Source organism: Microbacterium album, assembly GCF_014643695.1.
Taxonomy (GTDB): Bacteria; Actinomycetota; Actinomycetes; order Actinomycetales; family Microbacteriaceae; genus Microbacterium; species Microbacterium album.
The window spans coordinates 240489-256195 of record NZ_BMJY01000002.1 but is presented as its reverse complement, the minus strand read 5'-3'; the positions used below and the strand labels follow the sequence as shown (position 1 = coordinate 256195).

General features: G+C 69.1%; 10 protein-coding genes. 4 read left to right on the top strand and 6 right to left on the bottom strand.

Translation table 11 applies throughout. The features are described from left to right. Positions 1-52 precede the first annotated feature (52 nt). Positions 53-2119 (bottom strand): acyltransferase family protein, encoded by a 2067-nt coding sequence (locus IEX37_RS03790; protein WP_188754914.1) that lies wholly within the window; start codon positions 2117-2119, stop codon positions 53-55. A gap of 211 nt (positions 2120-2330) precedes the next feature. Here IEX37_RS03790 and IEX37_RS03785 point away from each other — a divergent pair, with 211 nt between their 5' ends. Both IEX37_RS03785 and IEX37_RS03780 read left to right on the top strand, forming a co-directional pair. Continuing rightward, positions 2331-3698, top strand: coding sequence for a hypothetical protein (locus IEX37_RS03785; protein ID WP_188754913.1), 1368 nt, complete (start codon positions 2331-2333; stop codon positions 3696-3698). A gap of 29 nt (positions 3699-3727) precedes the next feature. After that, on the top strand, positions 3728-5407 hold the full coding sequence (locus IEX37_RS03780) for a DUF6020 family protein (RefSeq protein WP_188754912.1): 1680 nt from the start codon (positions 3728-3730) through the stop codon (positions 5405-5407). A 24-nt stretch (positions 5408-5431) separates the two neighbouring features. On the opposite strand, the gene glf is transcribed toward IEX37_RS03780, so the two are convergent. From glf to IEX37_RS03760, 4 genes are all read right to left on the bottom strand, one after another. Beyond that, the gene (gene glf / locus IEX37_RS03775) at positions 5432-6577 is read right to left on the bottom strand and encodes a UDP-galactopyranose mutase (protein WP_188755100.1); all 1146 of its coding nucleotides are present in this window, start codon (positions 6575-6577) and stop codon (positions 5432-5434) included. A gap of 82 nt (positions 6578-6659) precedes the next feature. Then, positions 6660-8702 carry a DUF6541 family protein gene (locus IEX37_RS03770; protein ID WP_188754911.1) on the bottom strand — a complete coding sequence of 681 codons (2043 nt, stop codon included), beginning with the start codon at positions 8700-8702 and terminating at the stop codon, positions 6660-6662. Then, positions 8699-10525, bottom strand: a complete 1827-nt coding sequence (locus tag IEX37_RS03765) for a DUF6020 family protein (RefSeq protein ID WP_188754910.1) — start codon at positions 10523-10525, stop codon at positions 8699-8701. Before IEX37_RS03765 ends, IEX37_RS03770 begins: the two co-directional genes overlap by 4 nt. Before the next feature lie 9 nt (positions 10526-10534). Next, positions 10535-11461: a glycosyltransferase gene (locus IEX37_RS03760; RefSeq protein WP_188754909.1), complete on the bottom strand. Its 927-nt coding sequence runs from the start codon at positions 11459-11461 to the stop codon at positions 10535-10537. A 254-nt stretch (positions 11462-11715) separates the two neighbouring features. Between IEX37_RS03760 and IEX37_RS03755 the strand changes: the two genes are divergently transcribed. Together IEX37_RS03755 and IEX37_RS03750 are read left to right on the top strand one after the other, a co-directional pair. Beyond that, on the top strand, positions 11716-12168 hold the full coding sequence (locus IEX37_RS03755; protein WP_188754908.1) for a GtrA family protein: 453 nt from the start codon (positions 11716-11718) through the stop codon (positions 12166-12168). 33 nt (positions 12169-12201) lie between these two features. Next, complete coding sequence (locus IEX37_RS03750) at positions 12202-13332, top strand: glycosyltransferase (RefSeq protein WP_188754907.1); 1131 nt, start codon at positions 12202-12204, stop codon at positions 13330-13332. On the opposite strand, the gene IEX37_RS03745 is transcribed toward IEX37_RS03750, so the two are convergent. After that, positions 13265-15685 carry a glycosyltransferase gene (locus tag IEX37_RS03745; RefSeq protein WP_188754906.1) on the bottom strand — a complete coding sequence of 807 codons (2421 nt, stop codon included), beginning with the start codon at positions 15683-15685 and terminating at the stop codon, positions 13265-13267. The genes IEX37_RS03750 and IEX37_RS03745 overlap by 68 nt on opposite strands. Positions 15686-15707: the final 22 nt, after the last annotated feature.

Here is a 15707-nt window from a genome sequence, read left to right as displayed (position 1 = left end):
ACCGTCCGGGCCTCCATCCCGTGCCCGCGGGCCAGAACCGGGCCTTCTGCCCTCATCGATCCAGCACCTCGGTGAGGCGCTCGACGAGGACCGGGGCGACGGTGCGGATGTACGTGGCCGTCAGGTGATGCTGATCGCGATAGACGATGACGTTGCCGACCACCACGGGGCATCTGTCGTCCGCGCAGTAGAGGTCGCGTAGGTCGACGATGTCATGGTCCCCGCGCGACTGCTCCGCGGCCTCGAGCATCATGTCGGGAGACCGGTAGCCGTCCTCTGAGGAGAAATCGCACTCGCCGGCCACGAGGTCCCGGGCGCTCGCCGCCATGACGCAGTCGGCCGCCTCGTCGGGCAGCCGCGGGTTGTCAGTCACGACGACGACCTGCGTGCCACGCGCTTCGATCTCCTCCCAGGACTCCAGGTACTCATCCACGCGCTCTTGGGAAAACTCGCGGTCACCGCGGCCGGTGGTCGTGATCAGCACATCGTAGGGCTCGCCCTCCAGCAGGTGGGCATTCATCTCGTCGACGCGGCCCTCGCAGAGCTCCGACGACACGGCCTCCCCCCACACGCATCCGTTGCCGACGAACGTGTCCAACCGCCAGTTCAATTCGCCGAGGTGATCGTAGAGCGCATCGTAGAACATCGCGGCATGGGAGTTGCCGACGAGTGCGATCCTCAGCGCATCCGGTCGATCCGATCCGACGCTGCAGTGATCGATCCGGGTGGCGTCCGCCGACGTATAGCACCAGTACGCCCTCCCCACGTCGTCGAGCAGCCGGGAACGGATGGGGAGCAGCCGCTCGGGATCCGCGTCATCCGCGCAGGCATCGAGGCCCGCGAGTATCGCCCGCGCGCCGAAGCACTCATGGGCGCCCTCGCGTTGCTCGAGGTCTGCGAGGATCGCCTCGTGCCGCGCCTCCGCGTCGGCGTAGCTCTGGTGCCGCGACCAGACGCTTGTGCCCGCGACCGTCACGGCGACGGCCACGAGCGCGGCGGCGGCGATGAGCCTCGTCCGCGTCGTCCGCTCACCCAATCGCCGGAGCGGGCGTTCGATGAGGGCCGTGGTGGCCCACGCGAGGAGCACGGACGTCACGATGATCCCTACGCCGGGGATGATGCCGACCTCGTCGCGCCCGTTGAGGTGCCGATAGAAGATCAGCAGCGGCCAATGCCACAGGTAGATCCCGTAGGCAAGGCCGCCGAGCCACACCACGGGCCTCCGCGACAGCAACCAGGCGGCATGGCCTGGCCGCTCGCGGTCGCCCCCCGAGAAGAGCACGAGCAGGGCGGCCACCGTGGGCCAGAGGGCCGCGGCGCCCGGGAAGGAGCTCCCGACTGGCAGCACGACCCCGCAGAGGACGATCGCCGTGAGGCCCACCCAGCCCAGGATCCAGGACCAGGTCCCGCGCAGGGCGCGATGGCCGATCACGAACGCGGCCAGCGCTCCGAGGGCGAACTCCCACGCGCGCGTGAAGGTGCTGAAGTATGCGAAGGGCTGGTTGACGGCGGTGAACCAGACCGAGTATGCCAACGACCCCACGAGCAGAACAGCGGTCAGACCCGCGGCCCACGCACGACTCCGAGAGCTCTTCCGCGCGAGGAGGATCGCCGCGGCGAAGACGGCCAGCCAGATGACGTAGAACTGCCCCTGAACCGACATCGCCCAGAAGTGCTGCACCGGCGTGTGGGGGTCTTCGCTGTCGAGGTAGTCGACGGCGGCGAAGGCCAGCTGCCAGTTCTCGAAGTAGAGAGCCGAAGCGAAGATCTCAGCGAACGACCGCTCGCGCAGCGCCTCCGGCACGAGCAGCCAGGTGCCGACGAGCGACGCGCTCAGCACTACCAGAGCGGACGGGAGCAGGCGTCGCAGCAGCCGCCCCAGGAACGCGAACGGGCGGACGCGTCCGTATCGATCGATCTGGCCGATGAGCGTCGTCGTGATGAGCAGGCCCGAGACGACGAAGAAGACGTCCACGCCCCCGGAGACGCCGCCGACCCAGATGTGCCATACCGCGACGAGCGACGCTGCGACGGCTCGGAGTCCCTCGATCTCCGGGCGGAACACGCGCGGGCGCGGAGCCGTGGTCGTCGGGATTGTCACGCTTCGTGGTTCAGTCATCGCCTCAATGATCGATCGGACGCTGCGGCACCGCGGAGAAATACCGGAATGGCGATCCGCGAGCCCGACCTGCACATCGTACTTGCCGCGCGGCCACGGCCAAATCGACATCCTCCGTGGAAGAATCGTCGCGGCCGTGACCGCGGCCGATCAGATCCGGTGTTCCGGCGCCGCGCCGGAACACCTCTCATTGAACTGACACGGGAGCCGAATGTCCGGCAACGCGATCGTCCGCCTGGCGCGTGACACCGCCATTCTCCTCGGGGTCCTGTGGGTCGCATTCATCGCCCTGCAATGGGCGGGCGCGGCCGTGCCGGACCGTGCGATCGCCCAGCAACTCACGGCATCGATCGAACAGGGCCTGTACGAGCGCTCCTACCCACCGAACGGCGTAGGAGGCAAACACGACGCGTACACGGACTGCGTCGTCGCGGGCACCGGCCTCGGCGAAGAGAGCATGTCGGCGTGGGAGCGCGGCCTCCTCGTGCCTCGCATCTCCTCGTGCACGAACGGCGGCGTGGAGCAGATTCGGGCCCTCGCCCGCGGCGAGGACGTAGAACACCATCTCTACCTGCGGTACTGGGCCGGCTACACCGTCCTATTCCGCCCGGCACTGGCTCTCGGCGGCATGGCCGCGATGAACGCGGTCTCCCTCTTTGCTCTGGCCTGCGCACTGTTCGCCATGTGGTGGGTCCTCTCCCGCCGCACGTCGCCGCTCGTGGCCGCCGCGCTGACGCTGCCTTTACTCGGCACCTCCGACGTGCTCGTGACACCGGGGGGCTCGGCTGAGCACGCTCTCTCCCTCGCGACGGCGTTCGCAGGCGTGGCGCTCGCGGCGTGGGCGTCGACCCGGGGCCTGCCCGCGCTCTTCCTCGCCGCCGTCGCCGCGGGAGCGGTCTTCAACTTCTTCGACCTCCTCAACAATCCCAATCTCGCTTGGGTGCTCACGGCCGCGGCGGGTCCGCTCTGCGTCGCTTTCCGTGGCGGCACGCCGCGGCGCATGGCACTCGCCGCACTGTCGGGCGCCGCCGGGTGGATGATCGGCTTCGCCGCGGCCTTCGTCCAGCGATGGACGACCGCCGCGCTCGCCGCGGGTCCCGACGCAGCGCTGAAGCAGGTCGTGGAGAACGTCGCCGTCCGGTCCGGGCTCGCCGATCGCCCCGACGACACGGTGGTGCGTGGCCTCGGGCAGGGCACATGGGCAAACCTCGCGTACTACGCCGACATGCCGCTGGCGCGCGTTGCCGCCGTCGCCGTGGTCGTCGCGATCATCGCCCTGCTGTTCGTTGCTGCGCGCCGCAGCGGTGCCCGCGCGATATGGATGTTCGCGACCGCGGCGCTTCCCGCGGCGGTCGTCCCGTTGTGGTACGAGGTGATGACGAACCACTCCCAGATCCACTCCTTCTTCATGTATCGCGCCGTCCCGGCGGCGATCGGGGTTGTCCTCGCCGCCGCCATCACGGCCCTGGTCGTCACGCGGACCGCCGTGGAGGGGCAGGCTCCGACGCGCCGCGCGGCGCGAGACCGGACCCGGGCGTCGCGGAGAGCGGCCAGGCTGGGCCCGGCGGGGGAAGTGTGACGCCGAACATCCCCACACCCCGGCCGCCGATGTCGCGATTCCTCCGCACGGCGGTGCAGGCATCGCCTCTCGCGCTCCTCCTCTCCGGCTTCGCCGTGGTGGGCCGCCGGATCCGGTATGACGAGTGGCTCGGCGCGCGGCCCGACCGCGTCTTCATCGAGCCGCTGGGGCCCGCGGACGCGCTCCTGTGGGCCGCCGGCGGCGTCCTCCTCGCCGCCGCTCTCGCGGCCCTCCCGGTGTTGTACCGCGCCGTCGGCCGGGCCCGAGCGATGTTCCGCCACCCGGGTCAGACGCCCGTCCGGATCCGGTGGTGGCCGATGTGGAGTGCGGGGATCTTCTGCGCGTGGGTACCGTATCTGCTGCTCTATTGGCCCGGCGTGGTCCTGCCCGACTCGTTCGCGTCCATCGGCCCCATGCTGGGCGAACGACCCCTCGAGAACCACCACCCACTCGCCTTCACGTTGTTCGTGGGCGTGTTCCTCCACGCCGGGGCTTTTCTCGGTCTGAGCGTTACCAGCTCGATCGCACTGTTCTCCCTCACGCAGATGGCGATCATGGCAACCGCTCTCGGGTACGCGTGTCTTTGGCTGACCAGGCGCACGCACGCCACAGTCGTGACAGCGTCGGCCGTGGCGGCGTTCTTCGCCTTCACTCCCGTATTCGCGATCTACGCGATCAACGTCCAGAAGGACCCGCTGTTCGCTGTTGCGATCATGCTCCTCTGCCTCCTTCTCTCGGATGCCGCCGCGACGAACGACGGCCTCCGCAATCCGTGGACCATCGCGCGACTCGCCCTTCTCGCGGCATGGGTCTCCCTCTGGCGCAACGGCGGCACCGTCATCGTGGCCGCTTGCGCGGTGCTCCTGATCTTCGTCTGGCGTCGGAAAGCGGCACGGGCGGTCCTCTCCGTCCTCGCCGCTCTGCTCGCCGTCACGATCGCCGTGTCGGCCGCCGAGGCGTCCGGCGTCACTCCCGCGCCGCAGGCCGAGAAGCTCGCGGTGCCGCTTCAACAGGTCGCCCGCGCTATGTACACCGACGGGGAGATCAGCGAGGACCAGGCCGCGGTGCTCGAGGAGGTGCTGCCTGTCGAGCGCTGGCGCGAGCTGTACACGCCCGCACGGGTGGACGCGATCAAGTGGGCGCCCGACTTCGATGACGAGTATCTCGACGCGCACACGGGGCGATTCCTGTCAGTGTGGCTGGCCATGGCGCCCACGAACCTCGGTGCGTACGTCGAAGCGTGGATGCTAGAGACGTTCGGATTCTGGGCACCCGGGGTGAAGAACGGCTACGGCTTCATCGACACCGCAGTGGCTGAGAACCCATTCGGCATCGAGCGGACCCCGCGGGTGGAGACCTTGTGGGGGCTCACTGGAGACGAACTCGCGGAGCGCCTCGACTATTTCGGGAGCGGCACCCTCGCGTGGATCCTGCTCGTCTCCGCCTTCGGGGTTGCGACCTCGCCTCGGCGCAGGTATGTCCTAGCGTATGCACCTCTCGTCCTCGTCTGGCTCGCCGGGCTGGCGGCGACGCCGACCGCCTTCAGCCTGCGCTATGTGTTCAGCATCGCGCTCGCCGTCCCGCTCCTCCTGCTCGCGCCCCTGGCCGCGCATGCTCCTCCCCGCACACCCGTGCGCGGAGAAGGGCCGCAGCGAGCGGGACGCCTCTGGGGATCGGGAGGCGGTGAGGAGTCCACGGAGACGCAGTGAGCCGTCAGCCCCGCATCGCGACGCTCAGGCGTCCCCGCCGAAGTCGTTGCGCCACATCGACAGTGCCGAGCCGATCGCCATGTGCATGTCGAGGTACTGGTACGTGCCCAGGCGCCCGCCGAAGTGCACGTCCTTCTCGCCCTTCGCCAACTCGCGGTAGGCGAGCAGGCCAGCCCGGTCCTCGGACGTGTTGACGGGGTAGTACGGCTCGTCTTCGCGCGTGGCGAAGCGGGAGTACTCGCGCATGATGACGGTCTTGTCGTCCGGATAGACGTCCTTGCGCTCCGGGTGGAAGTGCTTGAACTCGTGGATGCGCGTGAAGGGCACATCCGCATCGGGGTAGTTCATGACGGGGGTGCCCTGGAAGTCGCCGACGTTCAGCACCTCCTCCTCGAAGTCGAGCGTGCGCCAGCTCAGCTCACCCTCCGCGTAATCGAAGTAGCGGTCCACCGGACCCGTGTAGACGATCGGCAGCTGACCGACCAGCGCCTTCTTGCTCAGGGGCTGCGACTCGTCGAAGAAGTCGACGTTCAGCTTGACCTCGATGTTCGGGTGGTCGGCCATCCGCTCCAGCCACGCGGTGTACCCGTCGGTGGGCAGACCCTCCCACGTGTCGTTGAAGTACCGGTTGTCGTAGTTGTAACGCACGGGCAGCCGGCTGACGATGTCGCCCGAGAGCTTGTGCGGCTCGGTCTGCCACTGCTTGGCGGTGTAGTCGCGAAAGAACGCCTCGAACAGCGGACGGCCGACGAGCGCGATGCCCTTCTCCTCGAAGTTGCGGGCGGTCTTGACGTCGAACTCCCCCGCCTGCTCCTTCACGAGGGCGCGCGCCTCGTCAGGCGTGTAGGCGGCCTGGAAGAACTGGTTGATCGTGTGGAGGTTGACCGGCAACGCGTAGACCTGCCCGTTGTGGGTCGAGTACACGCGGTGCACGTAGTTGGTGAAGGTCGTGAAGCGGTTGACGTACTCCCACACCGTGGGGTTCGACGTGTGGAACAGGTGCGCGCCGTAGCGATGCACCTCGATGCCCGTCTCCGGCTCGTTCTCGCTGTAGGCGTTGCCGCCGATGTGATGGCGGCGCTCGATGACGGTGACCTTGCGCCCCGCGGCGGCGGCGCGCTCGGCGATCGTCAGACCGAAGAAGCCCGAGCCGACGACAAGCAGATCGATGTTCATGGTCTTCATCATCCCAGGAGAATCCCACGGTCCCTGGCAATGCCCCGAGCCCGGCACGGCGACCGGCCGGCGTCATCTAACGCGGCAGGGAGCCGCACTGGTCGATGCGGTACAGCACCGACTCGCCGTCGGTCGCCACCACGGTGAACAGTCCCTCCGCGATGGCGGCATGCGGCCCGGGGAAGTGGTTGCCCGCGGGGTCGCCGCCGCCAAACTCGTGTGGGTTGTAGAGGACGTACCGAACGCGCAACGCGTCGAGCGCCGCACACACTTCCGGATCAGAGTGGATCTCGGGCAGGTCCCACGCGAGCACGCGCCGGTGATGGTCCCACTGCCCGTTGACGTGGGGGAAGACGGGCTCACGGCCGGCGAACAGCTGTGTGAGCGCCGAGCCGTCCCAGGGGTCCCCCAGCACGCGCTGATCCTCCGGCACGACCTCTCGCACGACGTGGTCCATGAAGTCGATCTGCTTCTGCGACACGATCTCCCACTGCGCGCGCTCGGCCGGGAGTGTGAACACGCCAGCGATCGCGGCCGTCGTGCCGCTGAAAGCAAGCGTCACGCACGACGTGACAGCGACGACCGCAGCGGCAACGGCGGCGATCGTGGTCTCGCGACGTCCGCGTCCGCTCGGCGATCCGCCGCGGAGTCGGAGGACCGCACGAGACACGACGAGAATGCCGTACGCGGCGAGGGGCACGCCAAGCGCGGGCAGCGCGGCGGCCAGTCGGAATCGGTCCTTGTACCAGACCCCCGTGGCGAGCTTGGCTACGGCGCCGTCCGATCCCGCGGCGAGTACAAACAGTGCGGCAAGGAGGAGGAACGACACTGCGATCCACCTCGTCCGTGCACGCCGGAGGGTGGCCACGAGACCGAGGACGACGACGGCCGCCAGCAGCGGGGCCGCCGCCGTCACGGCGTCGCCCGCTCCCGTCATAGTCTGCTGCAGAGCGACCTGTCGGACCCCGTCCAGCGGCGCCTGCACGGCCTGTGCCTGCGGGCCGTCCAGGCGCTGTTCGAGAGGCTCGTCGAACAGGCCCAGGACGGCGACGGCATAGGCGAACGCCGCGCCGGCGCCGGACGCGACGAACACCGCGCCGGCGCCGAGCGCAGCGACCGCCCGCGAGCGGGCCCGGCCTCCGCGTCGCCAGGCGCGCGAGAACGTGCCGGCGAGACACGCTGTCGCGAACGGGACGAGGATCAGGACCCAGGTCGGGAGCACGCGGGGATGCGCGAAGGCGAGCGCCGTTGCGGAAAGCGCCGCCGCCCCCGCCGCAACGAGCCAGCCACGGCGACGATGTTGGGACGGGGCCGCCACGGCACTGCGAACCGCCAGCACGGTCAGCGCGAGCGAGGCGGGAAGCAGCGCATGGGCGAGGCCGGTGGGATAAATCGTCCCCCACGCCAGCAACGCGTACGGAAACGACCCGAATGCCGCACCCAGGGGAAGCGCGATGAGGCCCGCCGTCCGCGCGAACGCCCGCGGCAACACAGCCTGCGCGAGCCAGGCCACGCCCGGCAACCACACGAGCACGCCCACGGCCAGCCACACGGCGTTGAACGCGACCGCCACCGTGGCTCCGCTCAGCTGCACGGTCATGGCGACGAGCAGGTGCCACGCCGCGGGGTAGTACGCGATTCCCGGCGCCTCCGTCTCGATGAGAGAACGGAGCGTGAGGGGCGACCCGGAGAAGCCGTCGAGGATCGCCGAGACCGCGGACAGGTGGAAGACGTTGTCGTAGGTCTGAGAGATGCGGTCCGGGTCCGGTACACCGGCGAACGCGACGGACCCGAGCAGCAGCGCTCCGGCGGCCCAGGCCGCGCCGAGCGCCCACAGCGGCGGGGTGGGCGCGATGCCGTCCCGCGGCAGGCGCCGGCGCACGAACGCGATGACGATGGCGACGAGGGAGGCCATCGCCCATACCTGCCACGCGTGGAAGGGCACCCCCGCCCAACCCGCTACGGCTGCGGCGCCACCGGAGAGGCCCGTGCCCACGAGCGCGGCCAGCGACACGCGAGGCAGCACGCCGGCTCGCACGGGCGCTGTCGCGAGCAGACCGGGCCCCGCCACAGCCACCGCGGCAGCAAGGAGTGCGGGCAGCGCCCCGGGCCACGTCATGGCGCCCCGCTTCGCTCGCTCCCGAGGGGCGCAGGGGTGTGCGCTGTGCCGTCGCGCATGCCGAGGGCCATGAAGACGAGGCCGGCGGCGTAGACGAGCCCCAGCAGGTAGCGGGCCGCGCCGTTGAGCGGTGACAGCAGCGCGACCCCCGCCTGAAGGGCCAGCGGAAGCGCGTAGAGAGCGGCACGCGGTCGACGCAGCGAGATCGCGACCGTGCACAGGAGGATCGTGGCGACCGCCCACGCGCTGGCCGACATGACCAAGCGCAGCACGGGCTCGCGGTGTGCGGCGGCCAGCCCGGAAGCGAGCAGCTCCCGACCGCCGTCGTTGACTCCTGTGAGATCCAGGGAGTACGTCACGCTCCAGGTGATCGTGCGCAGAGGGGGCCACGGCGGGCTCTCCGAGGCGATGTCAAGATAGCGGTGCGACTTCAGGAGAAACGCGTCGACGTAGAGCGCCGGGTATCGTGCACCGAGTCGCGCCCAGATCCCCGTCACGTGGGACCAGTCCTCCGCTGACACCGTGCGCCACCGGTAGCTCCCGTTGTCGTCGAGCCCGCTCGACTTCACGGGATCGGCGTTGTCGGGGTCGTAGACGCGCGTCATCGCCTCGATGTCGAACACGCGCTCGAGTCGCGCGCGATCGCGCTCATCCAGCGCGTCTGGGTGCTCCCTCAGCGTCAGTGCCATCTGCTGAAGCTGCACGACCCGGGTCTCTACACTGTCGTCGGGGATGACCAGGCCTGCGACCATGAGCCCGCGCAGCAGGACGACGAAGACCAGGATCGGGGTGAGGAGGGCGGCGAGCAGCAGCCGGGGTCGCCGTCGCGTGATCAGCAGGAGCATGAGGCCGAGCGCGGCGACGTAGACGCCGAACTTCACGCTCACGAGAACGACGACGGTGGCCGCCGCGACCTCGGCGCCCCACCTGCGACGGATCTCATGCCCGAAGGCGAACTCGAGCAGGAGCGCCAGCCACCACACGACGGCGGCGGCGAAAAGCGGGTTCTTCGACAGGTCCATCGACCACAGGGGCGTCATCACGCTGCCGGCCGTGAGCGCCAGTCCTGCGACCTTCACCCAGCGCCGCTCGACATGGCGAGCGGCGAGCGCGAGCGCGCGGCCGAGCGCGAACACGGTGAACAGCGCCTGCCCGGTCGTCAGGACCACGACCCCCGGTATGTACGACTGGAACACCGCTCCGCTCACGCCCGCCATCCCGCCGTAGATGAGGGTGAGGAACGCATTGTGCTGGTTGGACCAGATCAGGTCGCCGGCCGGCAGCAGATGGTAGGCGATGGGATAGATGTCGTACGGCTTGAACGCGTCCCCGGGGAACTCCGAGCGCCGCTGGGCGATCTCCGTGACCATCAGCGCGAAGTCCGGATTCACGGCCCCGGGCCAGCGCAGCGCGAGCAGGGGCGCCCACAGCACGAGCAGGGCGAGCGAGAGCCGCCACCAGCGCGCAAAGACCCAGTCGACCGTCTTGGCCGCCCGACCAGTGCGCCCCAGTCCCGTTCCGACAGGACCAGAGGCCCTCGCCACCAGCCAGCGCAGCGCGAAGAAGACCGCTGTGTACCCGGCCGCGACGAGCAGGAAGACGAGGCCGGGCCGCAGCGGATCGGCGGCGATCAGTTCGCTGAACAGCGGATAGCCCTCGTTGCCGTGGCGGAGCGCGAACTCCCGGCGCAGCCACCCCGCCGTGGCGTACAGGGCCAGGACGGCGATGACGACGACGGGAAGACCCACGGCGGCCACGCGGGACCACAGGGCGGGCGCACCACTCGCGGCGGGGCGAGCGGAGGAGACGAGCGAGCCGGTCATGACGCGCCGTCAGGCGGGCGGAGCGTACTGCAGATACATCAGGCGACTGATCTCGCGACGTTCCCGCAGCACGCCGTCCAGCACGAGGCCGATCGTCCACGCGAGGGCGGCGGCGATGCCGAACCCTGTGGCGAGGATCGCGGTCGGGAACCGCGGCACGAGACCCGTCTGGACGAACTCGACCACGAGTGGGATGCCGAGCAGCACGCCCACCAGCATGAGCAGCGCCCCGATGATGCCGTAAAACAGCAGGGGCCGCTCGTGCCGGATCAGCTGCCCGATCAGCGCGAGGATCCGGAAGCCGTCATGATACGTGCGCAACTTGCTCTCACTGCCCGGGGGCCGGTCCTTGAACCCCACCGGAACCTCGGTCTGCGGCACGCGGATGCTCATCACGTGCACGGTCAGTTCAGTCTCGATCTCGAACTCTCGCGACGCGGCGGGAAAGCTCTTGACGAAGCGGCGGGACATGACTCGGTATCCGCTCAGCATGTCGCTCACCTGCGCCCCGAAGATGTTGCCGACGAGCCAGTTGAAGCCGCGATTCCCTAGCTCATGACCGGGGCGGTACGCGGTTTCGGTCTTCTGGTTGCGCACACCCAGCACGTGGTCGTAGGGGCCTTCGCGCAGGACGCGGATCATCTCGGGCAGAGCGGCGGCGTCGTAGGTGTCGTCACCGTCGATCATGACGTAGATGTCCGCGTCGACGTCGGCGAACGCCCGTCTCACCACGTTGCCCTTGCCCTTGAGCGCCTCGCGCCGCACGATCGCTCCCGCCGCCGCAGCGACCTCGGCCGTGGCATCCGTGCTGTTGTTGTCGTAGACGTATACGTCGATGCCGGGAACGGCGCGCTTGAGGTCGGTCACGACCTGAGCGACCGCCAACTCCTCGTTGTAACACGGGACGATCGCAGCGATGACGGGGGACCGGGTCATGAGATTGTTCTCCGAGACGGGACGAGGCATGACGGCCCACGGCACGCACTGCCGTTGAGCCGAGTCAGGCTACCACGCGGACGCTTCATCCCTCGGCGGGCACGCTCGCGGATCCAACCGTGTGTTCCCTGACATCGCGGGCGTCGGCGGGCCATAGAATCGAGCGCGCGCCCGGTCGGCGCCGGCACGCGCGCGCCGTTCGGCCACGTCCTTTCATCCCGCCCCCTTTCTTCCCGCCCAGGAGACGTCCCCGCATGACCCAGAACGCTGCCGTGAAGCGAGGCAAGCAGGCCGGCGCGTTCCTCGTGATCGGGGGAATCGCGTTCCTGGTCGATGCGCTCGTTTTCAACCTGCTCGCCTTCTGGGTGACCGGGCGCGGCCCGCTCTACGACCTCCCGCTCGTGGCCAAGATCATCGCGATCGTCGTCGCGTCGGTCGTGACCTACGTGGGCAACCGCTACTGGACCTTCGGCGACCGCCGACTCCAGCGCCGGATGTCCCGCTACGCGTTGTTCGCGGTCTTCAATCTCATCGCGATCGGGCTGCAATTGGGATGCCTCGCGTTCTCGCGCTACGTGCTGGGGCTCGAGGGCCCTCTGGCCGACAACATCTCCGGCACCTTCATCGGCCAGGCACTTGCGACAGCGTTCCGGTTCTTCACCTACGATCGCTTCGTCTTCCCGCACGATCCGCCGCCCCAGCGCTGACGGTCCATCCCTTGCCGCGCTACTCTGGTGCGGATGAGTCTTGGGCGGAAAGTCCTGGTGTTCCCCTCCTGGGGTGGCAATCCGTTCCTCAATGTGCTCGCGCTTGCTCCCCGCGCCGCGGGTCACGAGTTCGTGGGCGCCACGACCTTCGACGAGTTGCTCCGCGGCTTCGATGCCCTTCGACGTGAGGACGTCTTCCACCTCCACTGGACGACGCCGCTCCTTCAGCAGGCGTCCACCCGCGACGAGGCGGTGAGGCGGTTGGCCGTCCTCCAGCGGGCCTTCCGCGACCTCGGTGCCCGTGGTGTCCGCATCGTGTGGACGGTGCACAACCGTCTCCCCCATGAGATTGCGCACCGGGACCTCGAGGTTGAGTTCTATCGCGTGCTCAACGACACTGTCCACGCGATCCACGTCATGTCGCCGGCAACGGCATCCGCGCTGTCGGACATCGTCGCGCTCTCTCCCGAGAAGATCCGAGTCCTGCCGCACCCGAGCTACGAGGGCCTCTACGACAGCGGACTCACTCCCCTGGTGGCGCGGCGCTCGTTCGACCTCCGCTCCGACGAACGCGCCGTCCTCTTCATCGGCCAGATCCGCCCGTACAAGGGCGTCGAGGAGCTCATCCGTGCGGCGCTCCTCGCACAGCAGGAGACAGCGAGCCGCCGGCTCGTCCTCATGCTCGCGGGCGAGGTGAAAGAGATGTCCCGGCGATCCCTCGTCGATTCCTTGCCGACCGAGCTGCGCATGATCACCCACCTCGACTTCGTGCCCGATGCCGACGTGGAGCGTTGGCTGCTCGCCGCCGACCTCGCGGTGTTCCCCTACCGGGCGATCCTGAACTCGGGAAGCGTCCACTTGGCTGCGAGCTTCACGACGCCCGTTGTGCTGCCCGACTTGCCGCACCTGCGCACGCAATACGGGAGTGAGCCCTGGGTGAGCTTGTTCGACCCCGCCGAGCCGGTCGATTCGATCGCGGCACTGCTGGCCGATCCGCGGTCTTTCGACCATGTCGACCCGAGTGCCTTCCGACCGTTCCTCGATCGGACGGCTCCCTGGCGTATCTCCTCTCAGTACGCCGAGCTGCTCACCGGTCTCACCGGAACCGCAGGCGCCGACGGAGCGAAGCTTGGGCGAGTCGAGCCGCTCGGCGTGCGCCCCTGACCATCCAGTGCCGTCTCCGCCGCACCACGAGGTTCCCCGACACGTCTTCGCAGAGAAACGCATTCTTGGGCCGATATCGAGGCAGCCCCGTCGCGGGCACGGGCGCCGGCAGGAGAAGGCCCGACGGCAACCGCAACGCCGCGAAAAGCGCCCGCTCGAGGGGGAGCGAACCCGCCGCGTAGGTAGCGCGGAAGCGCCACCGGTCTCCTTCCCTGGATACGTCGAGCTCCGTGGGGAGCAGCGCCTCCGTCAGGTCATCCCCACAGAGCACGGGAACGGGCGCTTCCTCGGCCGGCGCCGCGCACAAGCCCTGCACTACCAGGAGATCGGCCTGCTCGAGGACCCGCACGGTCTGCACGACGACCCCCTGCGCCTCTCGGAGCGCCGAACGGGCGCTCGTCAGGTCGCCTTCTCGCGTCCGCTCGAGGACCAGTCGATGGAGCGGATTGACACGATCACGGGGCAATGGGACCGTGCCCAGAACCCGGTCCACGATCGCCGCCGCCTCATCGTCAGGCGCCTGGTCACCGCCTGCTTCGAGATAGCGTCTCAGCGCCGTGAAGACGGGCCCTTCGTAGAGGCCCTCGCCGTACCACGCGACCACGTCCGGGACGCCGATCGCTGCAACCGTCTGCGCTGCCGAACGCTCCGCTGCCAATCCTGCCAGTGCATCACGGGCGTCGCCGCCATCGCTGGTCGGCCCCGTGATGTCTCGTCGGAGAGACGTCGTGCCTTTTATGTGCGTGATCCCTCGTGCACGGGCGAGAGCGGACACGACGGTCGCGCCGACGGCCTCGCCGTCGGCGGGGAACCGAAGCCCGCGGCTCTCCCAGAACGAGCGCCGGAAGGCCTTGTTCCGCGGCTCGCGATCGCCCAGGAGGGCTGGCATCTCGCGCACGGTGAAGCGCGCATCGACGGGGAAGTCGTCTCCGGTCCCCGCCGCCGGCCATGTCTCGTCGGCCCGGAAGCGCAGGAACCCGCCCACCGCGATGTCGACGTCGACGTCCTCGAACGTGCCGGCGATCGCTCCGCATGCCTCGGGCGGAAACAGCGTGCGTCCATCGCAGAACATGATGTACTGCCCGCGCGCATGGTCGGCGCCGACGTTCCAAGCGTTCCCGCGACCGGCGCTCACGGCGTTGACCAGGCGGACGCGGTCGTCGCGCGACGCCAGATCGGCAGCGATCCGCGCGCTGCCGTCGAGGGAATGGTCATCGACGACGATGACCTCGAGCTCCGTGAGACCCTGCACCAAGAGAGACTCCAACGTCTGACTCAGTGCCGGCGCATCGTCTCTGACCGCGACGACGACGGACATGATCGGTGCGTCCATCACGCCCTTCCTGCGCAGGTGAGGCAGAGTGCGCCCCAGAGCACGCGCCTCCTCTCGCGTGAGACCGCTCAACGGGAGATCGTTGCTCTGCAACTCGCGAAGGCGCCGCAGCGTCGGGTCCTCGTGATCGCCCCGCGGCTTCGAGCCGTTCAGAGCCGCGCCGAGCCTGTCTCGCTCGTGCTGCGCGTCGCTCATGAGGGTGACGGCATCGAGGCGCTGATGGCGCGCGCGGCTCTGAGCCGCCTCCTTTCCCCTCGGTGCGTCGGCGCCCCAGAGGTCCCACGGGAACGCGGCGACAAGGGCGTCCTCATCGACCTCGGCTTTCTCGACGGGCCCGAGATCGAGTGCATGCTCCACCGAGCGCGCGAACGTCACCTGCGCCCGGCCGGTTCCGGCGTAGTAGTCGTAGTACTTGAAAGGATGCTCGGCAGCCGAGATGAGAGGCCGGGACGGAACACCGAGGGCATCGGCGATGATCAGGGCGTGCAGCGAGCTGGCGACCACGAATCGGGCGCGCGCGATGCTCTCGACGACGGAGAGCGGCGGTTCGAGCGGGCTCATGATGTCGTCGGCATCGAACTGCTCGAGATCGTTCAGATTCGGAACCACGAGCGTCTCGCCCTCTGCCGACACGGGGAGATCCGGCAGCATCCGGCGGATGAGTAATGCAGGGTCGCCGTAGACCGGCGGCACCGGGATGCCGCGCGCCATGAGCACAGCGCGAGTGAAAGGTCCCCGCACCGCCCGGACATCGATCGTCAAGGGGAACGTCTGCGACCACACCTTCCCGTTCACACCGCTCCCCCAGACCGTGTCCGTGGGCGACGCGAAGTGCAACACGCTCCCCACCGACAGGAGCCGTCCGCGCACGTCACGCGGGCGGACGGCGCCGACCCCGGCCTGAGCCAGCAGGGTCTCCACGATCCACGGTCCGAGCTCGTCTCCGAAGTTGCGGGGACCGCTCTGGGGGACCCAGTGAAAGCACGGCACTCCGAGAACGCTCGTGGTGTCATCGGTCATCGGCACTCCCCCGCTTGGTCCG

What these genes read in the sequence shown, in the direction of transcription:
- IEX37_RS03755 (WP_188754908.1), top strand. Translation starts at nt 11,716, where the DNA reads ATGACCCAGAACGCTGCCGTGAAGCGAGGCAAGCAGGCCGGCGCGTTC.
- IEX37_RS03760 (WP_188754909.1), bottom strand. Translation starts at nt 11,461, where the DNA reads ATGACCCGGTCCCCCGTCATCGCTGCGATCGTCCCGTGTTACAACGAG.
- IEX37_RS03780 (WP_188754912.1), top strand. Translation starts at nt 3,728, where the DNA reads ATGTCGCGATTCCTCCGCACGGCGGTGCAGGCATCGCCTCTCGCGCTC.
- IEX37_RS03745 (WP_188754906.1), bottom strand. Translation starts at nt 15,685, where the DNA reads ATGACCGATGACACCACGAGCGTTCTCGGAGTGCCGTGCTTTCACTGG.
- IEX37_RS03790 (WP_188754914.1), bottom strand. Translation starts at nt 2,119, where the DNA reads ATGACTGAACCACGAAGCGTGACAATCCCGACGACCACGGCTCCGCGC.
- IEX37_RS03770 (WP_188754911.1), bottom strand. Translation starts at nt 8,702, where the DNA reads ATGACGTGGCCCGGGGCGCTGCCCGCACTCCTTGCTGCCGCGGTGGCT.
- IEX37_RS03750 (WP_188754907.1), top strand. Translation starts at nt 12,202, where the DNA reads ATGAGTCTTGGGCGGAAAGTCCTGGTGTTCCCCTCCTGGGGTGGCAAT.
- IEX37_RS03785 (WP_188754913.1), top strand. Translation starts at nt 2,331, where the DNA reads ATGTCCGGCAACGCGATCGTCCGCCTGGCGCGTGACACCGCCATTCTC.
- IEX37_RS03765 (WP_188754910.1), bottom strand. Translation starts at nt 10,525, where the DNA reads ATGACCGGCTCGCTCGTCTCCTCCGCTCGCCCCGCCGCGAGTGGTGCG.